This is a genomic window from Vicinamibacterales bacterium (assembly GCA_036504215.1).
Taxonomy (GTDB): Bacteria; Acidobacteriota; Vicinamibacteria; order Vicinamibacterales; family Fen-181; genus FEN-299.
This window is the reverse complement of sequence record DASXVO010000037.1, coordinates 83480-101992: the sequence shown is the minus strand read 5'-3', so window position 1 is coordinate 101992 and position 18513 is coordinate 83480. Positions and strand designations below refer to the sequence as shown.

The window sequence follows — 18513 nt, the reverse complement described above, 5'->3', positions numbered from 1 at the left end:
ACCACAATACGGAAACCGTGCCGCGGCTTTACCGCACGGCGCGGCCGGGCGGCCGGTATCCCCGCACGCTCGAGCTGCTTGACCGCGCGCGGAAGTACGCGCCCACCATCCCGACGAAGTCCGGCCTGATGGTCGGGATCGGCGAGGAGTGGGACGAAGTCATCGCGACGCTCGCCGACCTCCGGTCGGTCGGCTGCGGCATCCTGACCATCGGGCAGTATCTCAGCCCCTCGGCGGCGCACCTCCCGGTCGCCCGCTACTACCATCCCGAGGAATTCGAGATGCTGCGCACGACGGCCCTGAGCCTGGGCTTCGGCCACGTGGAGGCCGGCCCTCTCGTCCGGTCCTCCTACCACGCGCACGAGCAGGCAGACGCCTACGACGAGTCCACATGGCCAACGAACGCTTGATGGAACGACCCGCCACGCTGGCGAAAGACGTCCAGATCGATCTTCTCGCGAAGATGCTGCTGGGCCGGCGGTTCGAAGAACGGTGCGCCGAGATGTACTCCCTGCAGAAGATCGGGGGGTTCTGTCACCTGGCGATCGGGCAGGAAGCGGTGTCGGTGGGCGCCATCTCCACGCTGCAGCCCGAGGACTACATCTTCTGTTCCTATCGCGATCACGTCCACGCGATCATGAAGGGCTGCGACCCCGGCCGAGTGATGGCGGAGCTGTTCGGCCGTGACACCGGCCTGTCGCGCGGCAAGGGCGGGTCGATGCACCTGTTCGACGCCGGACATGGGATGCTCGGCGGCCACGCGATCGTCGGCGGCCACATCCCGCTCGCGACGGGCGTGGCGTTCGCGATGAAGTACCAGGCGCGGCCGCAGGTCGTGCTGTGCTTCTTCGGCGAGGCCGCGGTGAACATCGGCGCGTTCCACGAGTCGCTCAACATGGCCGCGCTCTGGAAGCTCCCCTGTGTCTACATCGTCGAGAACAACCGGTACGGGATGGGGACCGCGATCGAGCGGGCCTCGGCGATCTACGACGTGGCGCAGCGGGCGTGCGCGTACGACATGGCGAGCGAGACGGTGGACGGGATGGACGTGCTCGCCGTACGGGAGGCGATCGGCCGGGCCGGCGACCTCGCGCGCCGCGAGAGCATGCCGACGCTCATCGAGGCGCGATGCTACCGGTTCATGGGCCACTCGATGTCCGACCCGGTCCACGGGCACTACCGGACCAAGGAAGAGGTCGAGGAGCAGAAGCTCAAGGATCCGATCAAGCGGTACTTCGAGAAGCTGGCGGCCGACGGGCTGATCGATCGGCAGGGATTCGAGCAGCTCGACGCCGCGGCGCGCAGAATCGTGGACGCGGCGGTGGAGTTCGCGGAGCACAGCCCCGAACCGCCGGCGGGCGCGCTCTACGAGGACGTCTACAGCCAGCCGTACGGCTCGTATACGCGAAGCCACCAGTAGGGACGCGAGTCGAGACTATGCCTCTGATCACGTACCGTGACGCGTTGACCCAGGCGCTGCGCGAGGAGATGCAGCGCGACCCGAACGTCTTCCTCATGGGCGAGGAGGTCGGGGTCTACCAGGGCGCCTACAAGGTCAGCCGCGGCCTGCTCCAGGAATTCGGCGAACGCCGCGTGATCGACACGCCGATCACCGAAGAGGGCTTTGCCGGCGTCGGCGTCGGTTCCGCGATGGTCGGCCTGCGCCCCATCATCGAGATGATGACGTGGAACTTCTCGATGCTGGCGATGGATCAGATCATCAACAGCGCCGCGAAGATGCTCTACATGTCGGGCGGCCAGTTCAAGATCCCGATGGTCGTGCGCGGCCCTGGCGGTGCGGCGCACCAGCTGGCCGCACAGCACTCCCAGTCGCTCGAAGGCTGGTTCGCGCACGTGCCGGGGCTCAAGGTTGTCGCGCCCTCCACGCCGTACGACGCGAAGGGCCTCCTCAAGTCCGCGATTCGAGACGATGACCCGGTGATCTTCTTCGAAGGGGAGACGCTGTACGGTTCGAAGGGCGAGGTGCCCGAGGGCGAGTACACCGTGCCGCTCGGCGTGGCCGATGTGAAGCGCGCGGGCACGGACGTGACGATCATCGCGTGGTCGAAGATGGTGAGCATCGCGCTGAAGGCGGCCGAGGCGCTCGCCGCGGAAGGGATCGCGTGCGAGGTCATCGACCCGCGCACGCTGCGGCCGCTCGACGAGGAGCCGCTGGTCGCGTCGGTCCAGAAGACGAACCGCTGCGTCATCGTCGAAGAAGGCTGGGAATACAGCGGCATCGGCGCGCAGCTGGCGTACGTGATTCACCGCGATGCCTTCGGCGATCTCGACGCGCCGGTCACGCGGGTGACGGGGGCGGACGTCCCGATGCCGTACGCCAAGAACCTGGAGCACATGGCGATGCCCTCCCCTGCGCGCGTCGTGCAGGCGGTGAAGGAAGTGCTGTACATCGAGTAAGCAGGATTCGGGATTCAGGACTCGGGATTCAGGAGCGCCTATGGCTTCGCGCGTGGTGATGCCCAAGCTGAGCGACACGATGGAGGAGGGCACGATCCTCCGGTGGATCAAGCAGGAAGGCGACAAGGTCGAGACGGGGCAGACGCTCGCCGAGGTCGAGACCGACAAGGCGACGGTGGAGATGGAGGCGTACACGAACGGTGTCCTCCGCAAGGTGATCGCGCAGGCTGGCGCGACGATCAAGGTGGGCGCGATCATCGCGGTCATCGGTGCTCCCGACGAGGACATCTCGGCACTGATCGAACCCGTCGCGCCGACGAGGGAGGCACCGCCCCCGCCGCCAGCTGCGTCGCCGCGCCCCGCCGGCGTCGCCCCGACCCGGCCGGTGACGCTGCCCGCGACCGCGCTTCGTGCAGCGCCTCCGGCTGCCGCGCGCGATGCCGGTCCGGGACGATCCTTGCGCGCGTCGCCGCTCGCGCTCCGGATGGCCGCCGAGGCCGGCATCGACCTCGCGAGCCTCCAGGGAACGGGCCCGCAGGGTCGCGTCATCAAGCGCGACATCGAGGCGGCGCTCGCCCAGGCGTCGGGCGCCGAGCCGGCGCTGCCGGGCGGCCAGCCGGCCGTCGAGGTCAGGGAAATCGAGCTCTCGTCGATGCGCCGCACCATCGCCAGGCGCCTCGTCCAGAGCAAGGCCCCGGTGCCCCACTTCTACCTCACCGTGGACGTGGCGATGGACCGCCTCTGGGAGGCCTACCGCGCGCTTCGAGACGAGAACTACCCGATCTCGCTCAACGACGTGATCATCAAGGCCGCCGCCTCCGCGCTCAAGCGCCACCCGGAGATGAACGCGTCGTTCGCCGGCGACCACGTGAAGCAGTACGGCCGCGTGCACATCGGCGTTGCCGTGGCGCTCGAGGATGGCCTGATCACGCCGGTCATCAGGGATGCCGACTCCAAGTCGATCGACGAGATTGCCGCCGAGGCGCGGACGCTCGCCGACCGGGCGCGTAACCGACGGCTGCAGCCCCACGAGTACACTGGCGCCACCTTCTCGATCTCGAATCTCGGGATGATGGGCATCGAGGAATTCTCCGCGATCATCAACCCGCCCGAAGCCGGCATCCTCGCGGTCGGCGCCGTACGTGAGGCGCCGGTGGTCGAGAACGGCCAGGTGAGGGTGGGCCGGCGGATGAAGCTGACGCTCTCGGTCGACCACCGCGTGGCGGACGGTGCGCAGGGGGCGCGGTTCCTCGCCACACTGCGGCGGATGCTGGAGAATCCGCTGCTCGTCGGATGACGTCTGTCGAGGCCATCTCCGCGTCTCGCCATCCGAGCCGGCAGAACACCAACACCGGCCGGCTCACGCCGGACATGTTCGACGAGGTGTTCGCCAAGGTACCGACGCTGCTCCTCGAGCCCTGAGCCGGGGAGCGAACTGCCGGTTCCCGCCGGCCGATCGCTCGCGAACGGCACGCCGACGGGGGCCAGCCGGCTTTGACGGACGCCGGACGATCCGCCAGACTGTGCGCGTCATCGGTCAGCAGCCGCGGCGTTGTGAGTCGGCTGGGTCGTCCCCGATGACGAAGGGACCGCTGTGACTCGACCAATCACCACGCACCTGGTGGTCGGCGCCGTGATCGGCGCGGCCATGTTGTCCGCGACTCCCCGCGCGCAGGACGCCCCGTCCGCCCGCGCGATCGACGGCCTGCGCACCTTCTACCAGCGAGGACTCGAGGACAACGCCATCGTCGGGAGCGGTCTGCTGGTCATCCACGAGGGCCAGGCCGTGGCCAGCCTGATGAACGGCATGGCCGACGTGGCGCGGCAGCATGCCGTCGATGCGGACACAATCTTCCACTGGGCCTCGATCACCAAGACGTTCACGGCCGTCGCGATCATGCAGTTGCGCGACCGGGGCCGCCTGACGCTCGACGATCCCGTCGTGAAGTACCTGCCCGAACTGCGCCAGGTGCACGATCCATTCGGCGACATCAGCGACATCACGATCAGGCACCTGATGACGCACAGTGCCGGTTTTCGCGGCCCGACATGGCCCTGGGGCGGCGACAAGCCATGGCACCCATTCGAGCCGCGAGGCTGGGCGCAGATCGTCGCGATGCTGCCCTACACCGAGGTCGAGTTCCGTCCCGGCAGCCGCCACTCGTATTCGAACCCGGGCATCATCTTCCTCGGCCGGATCATCGAGGACCTGACGGGCGACGACTACGAGGTCTACATCGACAAGAACATCTTCAAGCCGCTCGGCATGTCGCGGAGCTACTTCGACACGACGCCTTACCACCTCCTCCCCCATCGGAGCGCCAGCTACTACGTGGAGAACGGCAGGGCGCGCCCGGCGCCGTTCGACGCGGACACGGGCATCACCGTCTCCAACGGCGGGCTGAATGCGCCGCTCACCGACATGGCGAAGTACCTCGCCTTCCTGATCGGCGGCGACGCGCAGCGGACCGTTCACGACGGGGTGCTGAAGCGCAGTTCGCTCGAGGAGATGTTCGTGCCGCAACTGCCGGTGAGCACCGAGGGCGGCGACCGCGTCGCCATCGGCCTGAACTTCTTCGTGGAGGATCGTGACGGACTGCGCCTCATCGGCCACAGCGGCAACCAGAACGGGTTCATCGCGCACTTCTACGTCTGCCCGGCGATCCGCGCCGGGTACGTGGTCGCGTTCAACACGACGTCGGTGCCGACAGGCAAGGGCGAGCTCGAGAAGACCCAGGCGTTCGATGCAGCCCTGCGCGGCTACATCCTCAGGCAGGTGTTCCCGACCTTCGCGCGCGTGACTCCAGCCACCCGCGGACCGTCGGCACCGCCACGTCCGGCCGGTCGGTGATCACGGCGTCCACGCCCCAATCGAGCAGTCGGCGCACGTCATCGGCGCCGTCCACGATCCAGACCTGCACGCGGAGGCCAGCACGGTGCGCGGCACCGACCAGCCGGGGTGTGACCACACGGATGCCCTGGCGCGATTCCGGCACTTGCAGTGCGTCGTAGCGGTGTGGCGGCGGGAACCAGCCAAGCCGCGCCCAGATCAGGGCATGGACCACTTCCTGTCGCCCCGCCCCGGTGGCAATCTCCGGTGCCAGGCGACGCGCGGCCCGAAGCACCCCCTGGTGAAACGACCCCAGGCACACGCGGCTGGCGGCGCCCGCTTCGCGGACCACGGCGACCGTCGCCTCGACCATCGCCTGGGTGTCGTCCTTCATTTCAACGACGAGCGGCAGCCCCGGATAGCGGGCCAGCACCGCCCGCAACGTGGGCACCCCGACGCCGCGGCCCCGAAACGGAAAGGTCCCGTCGCCGGGACTGAAGTGGTATCCCGCGTCCACCATCGCCAGTTCCGCCGCCGTCCGCTCCGCCACGGGCCCCCGTCCTCCGCACGTCCTGTCGATCGACGCGTCGTGGCACGAGATGACCTCGCCGTCCCGCGAAAGCCGGACGTCGAGCTCGAGACCATCCACGCCCTCGGCAACGCCGCGGTCGAATGCCGCCAGCGTGTTCTCCGGGGCCAGCCGGCTGCCGCCACGATGACCGAAGACCAGAGGCCGGTCGCGCCGAGCCCATGAATGGCGGTGCACTGGCGGATCATATCAGCCGGCATGCGCGACAGCTCATCAATAGGCGACCACAATGGTCTGATATGCGTGCTATCATCGGACATGGCCAGCCCCCACACGATCGACACGCTCGGCGGACTCCGCGCCGCCGTCGCGAGTGGCGCCGTCCCGCACCGGAACGTCAAAGACGAAATCCGTCAGAATCTGATGCGGAAGCTCCGAGCCGGCGAGACGCTCTTCCCCGGCATCGTTGGCTACGACGAGACCGTCGTCCCGCAACTGGTGAACGCCATCCTGTCCCGTCACAACTTCATCCTCCTCGGCCTGCGGGGCCAGGCGAAGAGCCGCATCCTGCGCGGTGTCGCGACCCTGCTCGACGAGTGGATCCCGGTGGTCCGCGGCTGCGAGATCAACGACGACCCGCTCGCTCCGATCTGCACGTCCTGCCGCGCACGCGTGGCTGATGAAGGCGACGCCCTGCCGGTGGCCTGGCTGGCGCGGGACGCCCGCTACGTGGAGAAACTCGCGACGCCCGACGTGACGATCGCCGACATCGTCGGGGACATCGACCCGATCAAGGCCGCGCGGGGCGGTCTGCACCTCTCGAGCGAGATGACGATGCACTACGGGCTGCTGCCGCGGGCGAACCGGGGCGTGTTCGCCATCAACGAACTGCCCGACCTCGCCGGCAAGATCCAGGTGGGACTCTTCAACATCCTTCAGGAGGGAGACGTCCAAATCAAGGGCTATCCCGTGCGTCTCCCGCTCGACGTCATGATCGTGTTCACGGCGAACCCCGAGGACTACACGGCGCGCGGCAAGATCATCACGCCGCTCAAGGACCGCATCGGATCCGAGATCCGGACCCACTATCCGGTGACGCGGCAACACGCCCTGGCCATCACCGCGCAGGAAGCGTGGCTCGATCGCCACGACGAAGGACTGTGCGTGGAGGTGCCGCCATTCGTACGGGAGGTCGTCGAGGAGATCGCCTTCCAGGCGCGCGCGGACAAGAAGATCGACAAGCGGTCGGGCGTCAGCCAGCGCATGCCGATCACCAGTCTCGAGAACGTCGCGTCGAACGCCGAGCGGCGGGCCCTGACGGCCTCCGAGCGCCTGGCGGTCGCGCGCGTGACCGACATCTACTCCGCGCTGCCGTCGCTGACCGGCAAGTTCGAGTTGGAGTACGAGGGCGAGCTGAAGGGCGCCGAGTCGGTCGCCCGCGAACTGGTGCGCGCGGCCGTGGCGAACGTGTTCACCGGGTACGCGGACGGCATCGACACCGCGGGCGTCGTCGAGTGGTTCGAAGGCGGGGGTTCGATCCAGATCGCCGACACGTCTTCGGCAGGCGAACTCCTCGACCGGGCGAAGGCGGTTCCGGGGCTGATCGAGCTGGCCAGGAAAGCGGGTGTGTCCGCCGGCACCGAGCCGCCGCGCGTGGCCGCGGCCGTGGACTTCGTCCTGGAGGGTCTCTACTCCCTGAAGCGGATCGCCCGCAGCGACGAGCGCGGCTACCACGGGACCGAACAGCACGGACCGCGACGCACGCCCCGGCCGCCCGACTCGATGTACGACGAGGACTCTCCGATTCAGGAACGGAAGAAGAAGTACTACAACTAGGCTCTGGACGCTGGCAGCTGGGCTCTGACCGCTGGACTCGGGATTGACTGAGTGGCACGGGCGTCTCGCCCGTGCGGACCGTATGCGGTACAAATACTCGAAATACGAAGCCGTGGACGGCGAGGATTTGGACCTCGAGGACCTGCTCTCGAGATTGTCCGACCTGCTGCTGTCGAGCGGTTTCGCCGGCGGACCGGCGTCCCCGTGGGCCGATCCGCAGGATTCGATACAGGCGCTCCATGATGCCATTCTCGAGGCGCTGCTCGACGGCGAGGTGTTGTCGCAGGAAGCCCTCGATCGGTTGCTGGACGACTCCGGCAATCCGAACCGGCTGGAACAACTGGTCAAGCAGTTGATCGACCGCCTCGAGCAGGAGGGCTACATCACGAGCAGCCCCGATCTCGAGGCGGCACGACGCGAACGCCAGTCGCGGGGCACGGGAGGTGGCCAGGGTGAACCGTCGCCGCCGATGAAGGTCGAGGTCACCGACAAGGGCATCGACTTCCTCGGGTACCGCGCGCTGCGCGACCTGCTGGGCTCGCTCGGCAAGAGCAGCTTCGGCCGGCACGATACGCGCGATCTCTCGACCGGCATCGAGGCGACCGGCGCCCCAAAGCCGTACGCGTTCGGCGACACGCTCAACCTGGATCCGAGCAGCACCATCCTGAATGCGGTCCGCCGGACGGGCATCGAGCGCATGCCGGCGGCCGGAACCGCCGGGATCCCCGGACCGGGCGACACGCCGAATGGAACGGTCATCGACGTGCAGTACGAAGACCTGATGGTGTCGCAGGGCGAGTACCAGAGTTCGTGCGCGACGGTCCTCATGCTCGACTGCAGCCACAGCATGATCCTGTACGGCGAAGATCGGTTCACGCCGGCCAAGCGTGTCGCGCTGGCGCTGTCCACGCTCATCCGGCAGCAGTATCCCGGCGACTCGCTCCACCTGGTGCTGTTCCACGATTCGGCGGAGGAGATCCCGCTCAAGGAACTCGCACGCGTGCGCGTCGGGCCGTACTACACCAACACCCGCGAAGGGCTGCGCGTGGCGCGCCGCATTCTGGACCGGCAACGGAAGGACATGCGGCAGATCATCATGATCACCGACGGCAAGCCGTCTGCCCTGACTCGCCCGGACGGCCAGGTCTACAAGAACGCCTTCGGTCTCGACCCGTTCATCGTGTCGGAAACGCTGGCGGAGGTGGCCGCCTGCCGACGAAGCGGCGTCATGGTCAATACGTTCATGCTCGCGCACGATCCCGACCTGGCCAGCTTCGTGCGCCAGGTCGCGGGCATCTGCCGCGGAAAGGCGTATTTCACCACGCCACACACGCTCGGGCAGTACGTATTGATGGACTATCTCGACCGGAAGACGCGGACCGTGCACTGACCATTCATCGCGGTTCGGGTCGAGTCGCGGCACGTCCCGGGGCGCCCGTGGCCGTCAACTGCGCGAGCGCCCGCCCGGCCGCCGCCATGCGCGCGGGCTCGCGGACCAGGCGTGACCGCCACAGCAGGTTGTGGGGCGTCACCGTGGCGCCGACAAACTCCACCACCTCCGTCTCGTACCCCGCCGCCTCGAGCCGCCACGTTCGCTCCGCGTCCACCCACGCCTGGATGAAGCGGCGTCGAACCGGCGCATGCCTCGGAATCCCGCCCCGTTCCGCGGCTTCCTCGGCCAGGACTGCCGCCGCCACCCCGCGACTCGTGCAACATGGGACGAGAAGCAGCGCGCGCGCCTCGGCGGCCACCACCCGTTCGATGATCGCGTCGGCCGCCTGGCCGCAGGCATGGAGGGCCACCACGATGGAAGGCCGGTCGGGCCAGTGCGCAGCGTCTTCCACCTCGCCGGCCACGCACGCGACGGCGACGGCCGTGCCGAGGCGCGCGAGCGCGCGACGGCTGGAAGCGACGCGCCGCGGGTCCCGCTCGATCGCGACGACGCGGGCGGCGCGGCCAGCCGCGTCGAACAGCAGCTTTGCCGCCAGCAGTCCGACGTAACTCTTGCCGGCCGCCGCGTCCACGAGCACCAGGGGATCTGCCGACACTCGCTTCGCCATCGCGTCGATCTCGCCGAGGATGGCGGCGACCTCCTTCGCCTTCCGTCGGTCCTCCTGGCGCAGGCTCGCGCCCTCGGCGGCGACGTACAGCCGCTCGAGCCAGGATTCGACCTCCGGGAGGGACGGATCGGGCATGAATGGTACCCGCGCTACGACAGCCGCCGGGCGATCATCGCGACGATCTTCTCACCGTGCAACCGGCCGTTCTCGATGAACACCGGCGCCGTGCCGTGCCCGACGGTGACGCCGCCGGCAAGAAAGAGATTGGGAACCGACGTTTCGAACGTGTCGGCATCGTGGACCGGCGCACACGTGGCCGGGTCGAACTGCACGCCGCATCGCCCGAGGAACTCGCGGTCGGGGTGATAGCCGGTCAGCAGAAACACGGCGTCCGCCGCGATCGTGTCTCTCGCGCCCGCGTGGTCAACGACGACCGCGTCGCGCGAGATCTCCACGACCTCCGTTTCATAGCGGACGGCAATCGATCCTTCGCTGATCCGGTTGAGGATGTCCGGGCGCACCCAGTACTTGATCCCGTCGTCCAGCACCGCGTGCCGGTGCACGAGCGTCACGTGCGCGCCGGCCCGATGCAGTTCGAGCGCCGATTCGGCGGCAGAGTTCGCGCCACCCACCACGACGACACGCTGTCGGTAGAACGGATGCGCCTCGTCGTAGTAGTGCGACACGTGCGGGAGGTCCTCGCCCGGCACCCCGAGCCGATTCGGATGGTCGTAGTAGCCAATCGCCAGCACGACCGCGCGGGCGACGTGACGGTGCTCGACGCCGTGACGCGTCGTCGATCGGACCAGGAACGTGTTGTCCGCGGGCTGCCGCTCGACGCCCTGCACCTCTTCCCCGAGCGTGACGGTGAGTCTCTGCCCATCGACCACCCGCCGGTAGTATCGTAGCGCTTCGAGGCGGGTCGGCTTCTCGAACGGACTGACGAACGGATAGCCGCCGACCTCCAGCAACTCCGGCGTGGTGAAGAACGCCATGTGTGACGGGAAGTGGAAGATCGAGTTGACGAGCACGCCTTTTTCGAGCAGGTCGTACGCGAGGCCGAGGCGTTGGCAGGCGATGGCGGCGGCGAGCCCGGACGGACCGGCGCCGACGATGAGCACGTCGAGAATCATGACCGTTCGATGATACCGCAGCGGCTGATAGGATAGGCAGAACAAGGAGTCGCCATGACTGTCGTCCGCCGCATGGTCCGTCCGCGCGCCGCCGCTCGTCTGACCGCAGGGATCGGCCTGATGTTCGGCCTCGCCTGCCTCTTCGCAAGCCCCTCGCTGCTGGCCGCCCGACGGCCGATTGCCGACACCGATCTCTTCCGCTTCGTGTGGATTGGCGACCCGCAGATCTCACCAGACGGCTCGCAGGTCGTGTTCGTGCGCGTCAGCGTCAACGCGAAGGACAACCGCTACGAAACGGCACTCTGGATCGTGCCGACATCAGGCCAGGAGCCACCCCGCCGATTGACCGCCGGCCCGCGCGACACCTCGCCGCGCTGGGCGCCCGATGGCCGCCGGATTGCGTTCGTGCGCGCGGCCGAAAAGGACGCACGGCCAGGTGTCGGCCAGCTCCACCTCCTCGACCTCAGCGGCGGCGAACCCCGGCCGCTCACGGACCTTCCGCGCGGCTGCAGCGCACCCGAGTGGTCACCGGATGGTCGTCTGCTTGCGTTCACGACGACGACGCTGCCGAAGGATCTCGTGCCGCCGGACAACCGGAAGGAACCGAGGGCCGCGCCGGCCGCCGACGCCGAGCGCCTGCCGGCGCACGAGAGCGACGTCCGCGTCATCACGAAGGCGACGTACCGCTCGAACGGCAGCGGCTACGCGGACCCAGAGCGTCACAGCCACATCTGGACCGTCGTGGCGGCGGCCGCGGGTGCGGGAAGTCCCGCGCCGCATCAGGTGACCGCCGGTCCGTTCGACGAGTCGGCGCCGGCCTGGTCGACCGACGGGACGCGGCTCTTCTTCACCTCGAACCGCGTGCTGGAACCGTACTACGAGGTCGCAGGCGGTGCGCTCTATGCCGTGCCGGTCGCCGGTGGCGAACCTGCGAAGATCGCGAGCGTCACGGGATCGCTCGGTCAGCCGGCGATGTCGCCCGATGGACGCCAGGTTGCGCTCGTCGGAAGTCTCGCGGGGCAACCCGTTCGTTCCTACAACCAGCCCGACCTCTTCGTGGCCGGAGCGGATGGTCGCTCATCGGCGCCCCGGAATCTCACCACCGCCTACGACTTCGACATCGGCGGCGGCATCGGCGGCGACCAGCATCCGCCCAGGGGAGGGGGCTCACCGGGCGTGGAGTGGGCGCCCGACGGCCAATCGATCTTCGCGCTGGCCGCGGAGCAGGGCCGAGCCAATCTCAACCGCGTGGATGTTGCGAGCGGTGCGGTCACACCGGTGACGAAGGGAGACCATGAAGTGGTGTCCTGGTCGCTCTCGCGGAACGGAGCGAAGGCGGTGGTCCTCGTCTCGACGCCGACCGCCATCGGCGATCTCTTCGTCCTCGACGTTCCGCCCGCCGGATCCGCCCCGCCCCCGATGAAGCAGATCACGCGCGTCAACGAACAGCTCTTCTCGCAGCTCGACCTCGCCGAACCCGAAGAGATCTGGTACCCCAGCTTCGACGGCCGCCGGATCAACGGCTGGATCCTCAAGCCGCCCGGCTTCGACCCGTCGAAGAAGTACCCGCTCATCCTCGAAATCCATGGCGGTCCGCACTCGGCGTACGGCTGCACGTTCACGCACGAGTTCTCGTGGATGGCGGCCAAGGGCTACGTCGTCCTCTACACCAACCCGCGCGGCAGTTCCTCGTACGGCCAGGAGTTCGGCAACCTCATCCAGTTCCACTATCCGGGTGACGACTACAAGGACCTGATGGCCGGCGTCGATGCGCTCGTCGGCCGTGGATACGTCGACGAGAAGCGCGTGGGCGTCACGGGCGGCAGCGGCGGCGGTGTCCTCACGAACTGGACGATCACCCAGACGACGCGTTTCGCGGCTGCGGTCTCACAGCGATCGATCGCCGACTGGAGCGGCTTCTGGTTCACCGCCGACTTCACGCTGTTCCAGCCCACATGGTTCCGCGCGGCACCCTGGGAGGACCCGGCCGATTTCGCGGAGCGGTCCGCCATCACGCACATCGCCAAGGTGACGACGCCGCTGATGCTCGTCGAAGGCGAGGCCGACTACCGGACGCCGCCGGCGGCGGGGGGCGAGGTGATGTTCCGAGCCCTCAAGTACCTGAAGAAGCCCGTTGTGATGGTACGCTTTCCCGGCGAGAGCCATGAGCTCTCACGCTCGGGCCAGCCGTGGCACCGTGTCGAACGGCTCCAGCACATCGTGGGTTGGTTCGACAAGTGGTTGATGGGCGCGGCGAGCGACAGGTACGATGTGAAGAACTGAGAGGTCGCCACACCATGAACGACGCGCTGATTGCCGACAGGTGGCAATTCGGCTTCACGATCATGTTCCACTACCTGTTCCCCGTGCTGACGATGGGGCTGGGCGTGCTGATCGCGACGTTGAAGACGCTCCACCTCCGACGGAAGGACGACCGGTACGGTCAGCTGGCGCGATTCTGGGCGCGGATCTTCGCGATCACGTTCGCGATGGGCGTCGTGACCGGCATCCCGATGGAGTTCCAGTTCGGCACGAACTGGGCCCGATTCTCGCATTTCGCGGGTGGCGTCGTCGGCCAGACGCTGTTCATGGAGGGGGTGTTCGCGTTCTTCGCCGAATCGTCGTTCCTCGGGCTGTTCCTGCTCGGCGAGAAGCGGGTGCCGAGCCTCGTGCACTGGTTCTCGGCCGTCATGGTCGCCGCCGGCGCCATCCTCTCCGGGTTCTTCATCGTCGCAACCGATGCCTGGATGCAGCACCCGGTGGGCTACGAGATCGTCGACGGCCGGGCGCAACTGACGAGCCTCTGGGCCCTGCTCACGAACCCATACGCGCTGTCGCAGTATCCGCACGTCATCAGCGGGTCGATGGTCACGGCGTCGATGGTGATGGCGGCCGTCGGCGCCTACTACCTGCTCTCGAGGAAGTACGAGGAGGCAGGACGCGACTGCCTGCGCGTCGGCGTCATCAGCGGGTTGGTGTTCTCGCTGGCCTCGCTGTTCCCGACCGGCGCGATGAACGGCGAGAACGTGACGAGGTATCAGCCGGTCAAGATGGCGGCGATGGAGGGGTTGTTCCGGACGCAGGAGGGTGCGCCGATGGCCATCATCGGCATGCCGGACACCGAGCGCCGCGACCTGATGGATCCGATCCTCGTGCCCCGGATGCTCAGCTATCTTGCCTACGGCGACTTCCGGGCGCGCGTCGTCGGCCTCGACGACTACCCGCGCGACCAGCAGCCGCCGGTCGAACTGGTGTACTACTCGTACCACATCATGCTGGGGCTTGGGACGATCTTCATCGCCGTCATGAGCCTGTCGGCGTTCCTGCTCTGGCGCGGCACGCTCTTCCGGTCCCGGTGGATGCTGTGGGTCCTGATGCTGGCGATGCCGTTTCCCTACATCGCCAATCAGGCCGGATGGATCGTCGCCGAGGTGGGCCGCCAGCCCTGGGTCGTGTGGGGCCTGCAGCGGACCGAGGACGCGACGTCCACGAATGTGACCGGCGGCATGACGTGGTTCACGCTGCTCGGCTTCATGGGGCTCTACGCACTGATCGGCCTGCTGTATCTCTTCGTCGCGGCACGAATCGTCGAGGCCGGGCCGGGAGACGCTGTGAGAAACGGTAGCTAGCCCATGGTCAACACTCTCTGGTTCCTCGTGCTCGCCGGCATGCTGACCACCTACGCCGTGCTGGACGGGTTCGATCTCGGTGTCGGCGTGCTGCACCTGTTGATCGCGCGGACGCCGGAGGATCGCGCCACCGCGATCGGCGCCATCGGCCCGGTGTGGAACGGCAACGAGGTCTGGCTGATTGCGGCCGGCGGCTCGATGGTGGTGGCGTTCCCCCACCTCTATGCCGCAGCCTTCAGCGGGTTCTACCTCGCACTGATGCTGGTGCTGTGGCTGCTGGTGCTGAGGGGCATCGGGATCGAGTTCCGGCACCAGGTGGACAACCTGCTGTGGCGCGAGGCGTGGGACGTGACGTTCTCGCTGTCGAGCGTGCTGCTGGCGGTGCTCTTCGGCGCCGCGGTCGGCAACGTGCTGCGCGGCGTCCCGCTCGATTTCGAGGGGAACTTCCAGGGCTCGTTCGTGTTGTTGCTCAACCCGTTTGCGCTGTTGTGCGGCGTCCTGAGCGTGGTCACGCTCGCGATGCACGGCGCGTCGTACCTGGCGCTCAAGACCACCGGAGCGCTGCAGACGCGGGCCCGGCGGGCGACCGTCGTGCTGTGGGCCGGGACGCTGGCGCTGCTCGTGCTCGTTGCCGCGTCGAGCTTCGTGGTGCAGCCGCAGTTCACGGCCAACTTCTCGCGCTGGCCGTTCCTCGTGCTCGTTCCGCTGCTCGGCCTCGCCGCGGCTGGCGCCATCCCCTTCTTTGCCCGTCGCGAGCGGGACGGCATGACATTCGTCTCGACGGGCGCGCTGATTGTCGGCGTCCTCGGATCGGCAGCCGCCGGCCTCTATCCGCGACTCCTGCCCGCGCTGCCCGGCAGCTCGTCGGCCGCATTGGACATCCACAATTCTGCGTCGGGCCACTACAGCATGAAGGTGGCGCTCGTGATGTACCTCGTCGGCATCGCCATCGTCCTCGGCTACCTGGTCAAGGTGTACTGGGTGTGGCGCGGCAAGGTCACAAGCGAGCACGGGTACCGCCTGCCCTGACCCCGGCCTTGCGCCCCGCAGGCGTGCCAGAAGCGTCCTGGCGGCGCCGCATGTTAAAATGCGGTGCTCTTCTATCCGTCCCTGCCCTCACACTGGAAAGCCCATGAGCCTCATCTACCTGGACAACGCGGCCACGTCGTTCCCGAAACCGGAAGACACCTACGTCTTCATGGACCAGTTCTACCGGACCCATGGCGTCAATCCCGGCCGATCCGGCTTCGACCTCTGCATGGAGACCGGGCAGCTCGTCGACGACACCCGGAAGCTCCTGACGCGCTTCTTCAACGGCACCGAATCCGATCGCCTGGTGTTCGGGTACAACTCGACGGACGGGTTGAATCTCGCGCTGTTCGGCATGCTCGGCCCGGGCGACCACGCGGTCACCACGACGGTCGAGCACAACGCGGTGCTGCGCCCGCTCCACCACCTGGCACGACACGGCGGCGTCGAGGTGGACCACGTGCCGTTCGACTCGAAGGGGTTCGTCGATCCCGACGCCATCGCGCGCTGTTTCAAGGCCAACACGAAGGTCGTGGCCATCAACCACGCGTCCAACGTGATCGGCACGGTCCAGCCGGTGGCGGAAATCGGTCGGCGCTGCAAGGAGCGCGGCATCCGGCTCGTCGTGGACGCCTCGCAGACGGCTGGCAAGATCCCAATCGACGTCCGGGCGATGAACATCGACGTGCTCGCGTTCACCGGACACAAGTCGCTGATGGGGCCGACGGGCATCGGCGGTCTCTACGTGCAGGAAGGCGTGGAGATCCGCCACACTCGCGCGGGCGGCACCGGCGTGCGCTCGGCGCAGCGCGCTCACCTCGACGAGTACCCGTGGCGGCTGGAGTACGGCACCCCGAACGTGCTGGGGATTGCCGGCCTCAAGGCCGGCGTGGAGTGGATCCTGAAGACCGGCCTCGCCGCCATCGAGGCGCACGAGATGCGGCTGCTCCGGCGTCTCGTGGAAGGCATCCGCGAGATCCCCGGCGTGACGATGTACTGCCAGGGCGATCTCACGGACCACATTGCCGTCATGGTGTTCAACGTGGACGGGTTCGAGGCCGGGAACACCGGCACCGTACTCGATGTGGACCACGACATCGCGTGCCGCACGGGCCTGCACTGCGCGCCGATGGTCCACGAGCAACTCGGCACGGACAAGATCCACGGTGCTGTGCGGTTCGGAATTGGCCCCTTCAACGTCGACTCGGACATCGAGGCGGCCATCCGGGGCGTGCGGGACATTGCCGCCGCCCGGAAGCCCGCGCTCGCCAAGAACTAGGAAAGGGAGACTGCTCGACATGCCGACCGTAGTCCTGAATGGAACGCCGTACGCCGTGGACGAGGACGGATTCCTCGATGACCCCACGAGCTGGAACGATGACGTGGCGCGAGACCTGGCCACTTCCGAAGGGATCGACACCCTGACGGAGCGCCACTGGACCCTCGTGCACTACCTGCGGAAGTACTACCTGGAATTCGGCCTGGCCCCGATGATCCGCAAACTCTGCAAGGAGACCGGCCTCAAGCTCAACGAGGTCTACGAGCTCTTCCCCTCCGGACCCGCGAAGGGCGCGTGCAAGGTCGCCGGGCTGCCAAAACCCACCGGGTGCGTGTAGCGCCCCCTCACGAGCCGGGCGGAGAAGCGACGATGTCCACGGGAGGCGAGGTGCGCGAGGATTTCGTGCGGGCGTGGCCCGAGTTCGGGGCGAACGGACCGGTCGAGGCCTTGCGGCGGCGGGACTTCGGCCGGCTGGACGCCAACGGGCACGTCTATCTCGATTACACGGGGGCGGGGCTCTATGCCGCGTCGCAGGTCGATCGGCACATGAACCTGCTCCTCGCCGACGTGATGGGCAACCCCCATTCGGCGAACCCGACCTCGCAGCTCTCGACGGGCCTGGTCGACCGCGCACGTCGGCACGTGCTCTCCTACTTCAATGCGGCGGCGGAGGAATACGGCGTCATCTTCACCGGAAACGCCAGCCACGCGTTGAAACTCATCGGCGAGTCGTATCCGTTCGAACCGGGCAAGCGGTTCGTGCTGACGTTCGACAATCACAACTCGGTCAACGGGATTCGAGAGTTCGCCCGGTCGCGCCATGCCGACTTCCGGTACATCCCGGTCGTTCCGCCCGATCTGCGCATCGTGGCATCGGATGTGGAGGCGGCTCTCGACCCGGGCGGGCAGGCCGCACCAGGTCTGTTCGCCTATCCCGCGCAGTCGAACTTCTCGGGCGTGCAGCACGACCTCGGCTGGATCGAGAAGGCGCAGGCAAGGGGCTGGGACGTGCTCCTCGACGCCGCCGCGTTCGTCCCGACCAATCGGCTGGACCTCGGCCGGTGGCACCCGGACTACGTGGTGCTGTCGTTCTACAAGATGTTCGGCCACCCCACGGGCGTCGGCGCGTTGCTGGCCCGGTGGCCGGCGCTCGCCAAGCTGCGGCGTCCGTGGTTTGCCGGCGGTACGATCACCGTCGCGTCGGTCGGCGCGGATCGGCATCACCTGGCGCCCGGTGAGCCGGCCTTCGAAGATGGAACACTGAACTTCGGGAGCCTGCCCGCGATCGATATCGGCCTCGACTTCATCGAGAGCGTCGGCGTCGATACCATCCACCGCCGGGTGCAGGCCCTCACCGGCTGGCTGATCGATGCGCTGCTCGCGCTGCGCCATTCGACCGGCCGGCCACTCGTCGCCGTCTACGGCCCCGCGAACACGGAGGATCGGGGCGGCACGATCACGCTCAATTTCCGCGACGAGACGGGCCAGTTCATCGATCACCAAGCCATCGAGGCCCGCGCCGCCGATCAGCGGATTTCGATCCGAACCGGCTGCTTCTGCAACCCGGGAGCCGGGGAACTGGCCATGGGGCTCTCGCCGGAAGAGATGTCGAGCTGCTTCATCAGGCTGTCGGACCGCATCACCTACGACGAATTCCGCCGGTGCATCGACGGAAAGAGCACGGGCGCGGTCCGCGTCTCGCTCGGCATTGCCAGCAACTTCGCGGACGTCCGGTCGTTCGTCGAGTTCGCCCGGACGTTCCTGGCGTAG

At 67.7% G+C, this 18513-nt stretch carries 17 protein-coding genes; 14 read left to right on the top strand and 3 right to left on the bottom strand.

Features of this window, described 5'->3' with window-relative positions; all coding sequences use genetic code 11:
- The 6 genes from VGK32_10770 to VGK32_10745 form a co-directional block, all read left to right on the top strand.
- Positions 1-410 (top strand): lipoyl synthase (locus VGK32_10770; protein HEY3382242.1); only part of this gene is annotated, 410 nt, incomplete at its 5' end.
- On the top strand, positions 392-1420 hold the full coding sequence (gene pdhA, locus VGK32_10765) for a pyruvate dehydrogenase (acetyl-transferring) E1 component subunit alpha (GenBank protein ID HEY3382241.1): 1029 nt from the start codon (positions 392-394) through the stop codon (positions 1418-1420). The genes VGK32_10770 and pdhA, both read left to right, overlap by 19 nt.
- 17 nt (positions 1421-1437) lie before the next feature.
- Positions 1438-2418, top strand: a complete 981-nt coding sequence (locus VGK32_10760) for a pyruvate dehydrogenase complex E1 component subunit beta (protein ID HEY3382240.1) — start codon at positions 1438-1440, stop codon at positions 2416-2418.
- 40 nt (positions 2419-2458) lie between these two features.
- A complete protein-coding gene (locus tag VGK32_10755) occupies positions 2459-3715 on the top strand; it encodes a dihydrolipoamide acetyltransferase family protein (GenBank protein ID HEY3382239.1) in 1257 nt (418 codons plus the stop codon).
- The gene (locus tag VGK32_10750; GenBank protein ID HEY3382238.1) at positions 3712-3840 is read left to right on the top strand and encodes a hypothetical protein; all 129 of its coding nucleotides are present in this window, start codon (positions 3712-3714) and stop codon (positions 3838-3840) included. Before VGK32_10755 ends, VGK32_10750 begins: the two co-directional genes overlap by 4 nt.
- A 172-nt stretch (positions 3841-4012) precedes the next feature.
- Positions 4013-5269 carry a serine hydrolase domain-containing protein gene (locus tag VGK32_10745; GenBank protein ID HEY3382237.1) on the top strand — a complete coding sequence of 419 codons (1257 nt, stop codon included), beginning with the start codon at positions 4013-4015 and terminating at the stop codon, positions 5267-5269.
- Here VGK32_10745 and VGK32_10740 read toward each other — a convergent pair.
- The gene (locus VGK32_10740) at positions 5187-6014 is read right to left on the bottom strand and encodes a glycerophosphodiester phosphodiesterase (protein ID HEY3382236.1); all 828 of its coding nucleotides are present in this window, start codon (positions 6012-6014) and stop codon (positions 5187-5189) included. The two genes, VGK32_10745 and VGK32_10740, sit on opposite strands and share 83 nt — an antisense overlap.
- An 81-nt stretch (positions 6015-6095) precedes the next feature.
- Here VGK32_10740 and VGK32_10735 point away from each other — a divergent pair, with 81 nt between their 5' ends.
- Both VGK32_10735 and VGK32_10730 read left to right on the top strand, forming a co-directional pair.
- Positions 6096-7613, top strand: coding sequence for a sigma 54-interacting transcriptional regulator (locus tag VGK32_10735; protein ID HEY3382235.1), 1518 nt, complete (start codon positions 6096-6098; stop codon positions 7611-7613).
- An 82-nt stretch (positions 7614-7695) separates the two neighbouring features.
- Positions 7696-9003, top strand: coding sequence for a VWA domain-containing protein (locus VGK32_10730; GenBank protein HEY3382234.1), 1308 nt, complete (start codon positions 7696-7698; stop codon positions 9001-9003).
- Between the two features lie 4 nt (positions 9004-9007).
- Here VGK32_10730 and VGK32_10725 read toward each other — a convergent pair whose 3' ends face one another.
- Together VGK32_10725 and VGK32_10720 are read right to left on the bottom strand one after the other, a co-directional pair.
- A complete protein-coding gene (locus tag VGK32_10725; protein HEY3382233.1) occupies positions 9008-9808 on the bottom strand; it encodes a methyltransferase in 801 nt (266 codons plus the stop codon).
- 14 nt (positions 9809-9822) lie between these two features.
- On the bottom strand, positions 9823-10806 hold the full coding sequence (locus VGK32_10720; protein ID HEY3382232.1) for a YpdA family putative bacillithiol disulfide reductase: 984 nt from the start codon (positions 10804-10806) through the stop codon (positions 9823-9825).
- Positions 10807-10860: 54 nt separating this feature from the next.
- Here VGK32_10720 and VGK32_10715 point away from each other — a divergent pair, with 54 nt between their 5' ends.
- The 6 genes from VGK32_10715 (at position 10861) to VGK32_10690 (ending at position 18513) form a co-directional block, all read left to right on the top strand.
- Positions 10861-13089, top strand: a complete 2229-nt coding sequence (locus VGK32_10715) for a S9 family peptidase (protein HEY3382231.1) — start codon at positions 10861-10863, stop codon at positions 13087-13089.
- Positions 13090-13103: 14 nt separating this feature from the next.
- The gene (locus tag VGK32_10710) at positions 13104-14435 is read left to right on the top strand and encodes a cytochrome ubiquinol oxidase subunit I (GenBank protein ID HEY3382230.1); all 1332 of its coding nucleotides are present in this window, start codon (positions 13104-13106) and stop codon (positions 14433-14435) included.
- Between the two features lie 3 nt (positions 14436-14438).
- Entirely contained in the window at positions 14439-15464 is a 1026-nt protein-coding gene (gene cydB / locus VGK32_10705) for a cytochrome d ubiquinol oxidase subunit II (protein HEY3382229.1), read from the top strand.
- Between the two features lie 103 nt (positions 15465-15567).
- A complete protein-coding gene (locus VGK32_10700; protein ID HEY3382228.1) occupies positions 15568-16743 on the top strand; it encodes an aminotransferase class V-fold PLP-dependent enzyme in 1176 nt (391 codons plus the stop codon).
- A 19-nt stretch (positions 16744-16762) separates the two neighbouring features.
- Positions 16763-17080, top strand: a complete 318-nt coding sequence (locus VGK32_10695; GenBank protein ID HEY3382227.1) for a TusE/DsrC/DsvC family sulfur relay protein — start codon at positions 16763-16765, stop codon at positions 17078-17080.
- A gap of 32 nt (positions 17081-17112) precedes the next feature.
- Complete coding sequence (locus tag VGK32_10690; protein HEY3382226.1) at positions 17113-18513, top strand: aminotransferase class V-fold PLP-dependent enzyme; 1401 nt, start codon at positions 17113-17115, stop codon at positions 18511-18513.

Bases quoted from the DNA above. Each gene is read 5' to 3' on its own strand.
- VGK32_10695 (HEY3382227.1), top strand. From the start codon at position 16,763: ATGCCGACCGTAGTCCTGAATGGAACGCCGTACGCCGTGGACGAGGAC.
- VGK32_10720 (HEY3382232.1), bottom strand. From the start codon at position 10,806: ATGATTCTCGACGTGCTCATCGTCGGCGCCGGTCCGTCCGGGCTCGCC.
- cydB (HEY3382229.1), top strand. From the start codon at position 14,439: ATGGTCAACACTCTCTGGTTCCTCGTGCTCGCCGGCATGCTGACCACC.
- VGK32_10690 (HEY3382226.1), top strand. From the start codon at position 17,113: ATGTCCACGGGAGGCGAGGTGCGCGAGGATTTCGTGCGGGCGTGGCCC.
- VGK32_10700 (HEY3382228.1), top strand. From the start codon at position 15,568: ATGAGCCTCATCTACCTGGACAACGCGGCCACGTCGTTCCCGAAACCG.
- VGK32_10710 (HEY3382230.1), top strand. From the start codon at position 13,104: ATGAACGACGCGCTGATTGCCGACAGGTGGCAATTCGGCTTCACGATC.
- VGK32_10715 (HEY3382231.1), top strand. From the start codon at position 10,861: ATGACTGTCGTCCGCCGCATGGTCCGTCCGCGCGCCGCCGCTCGTCTG.
- pdhA (HEY3382241.1), top strand. From the start codon at position 392: ATGGCCAACGAACGCTTGATGGAACGACCCGCCACGCTGGCGAAAGAC.
- VGK32_10735 (HEY3382235.1), top strand. From the start codon at position 6,096: ATGGCCAGCCCCCACACGATCGACACGCTCGGCGGACTCCGCGCCGCC.
- VGK32_10750 (HEY3382238.1), top strand. From the start codon at position 3,712: ATGACGTCTGTCGAGGCCATCTCCGCGTCTCGCCATCCGAGCCGGCAG.
- VGK32_10755 (HEY3382239.1), top strand. From the start codon at position 2,459: ATGGCTTCGCGCGTGGTGATGCCCAAGCTGAGCGACACGATGGAGGAG.
- VGK32_10730 (HEY3382234.1), top strand. From the start codon at position 7,696: ATGCGGTACAAATACTCGAAATACGAAGCCGTGGACGGCGAGGATTTG.
- VGK32_10760 (HEY3382240.1), top strand. From the start codon at position 1,438: ATGCCTCTGATCACGTACCGTGACGCGTTGACCCAGGCGCTGCGCGAG.
- VGK32_10725 (HEY3382233.1), bottom strand. From the start codon at position 9,808: ATGCCCGATCCGTCCCTCCCGGAGGTCGAATCCTGGCTCGAGCGGCTG.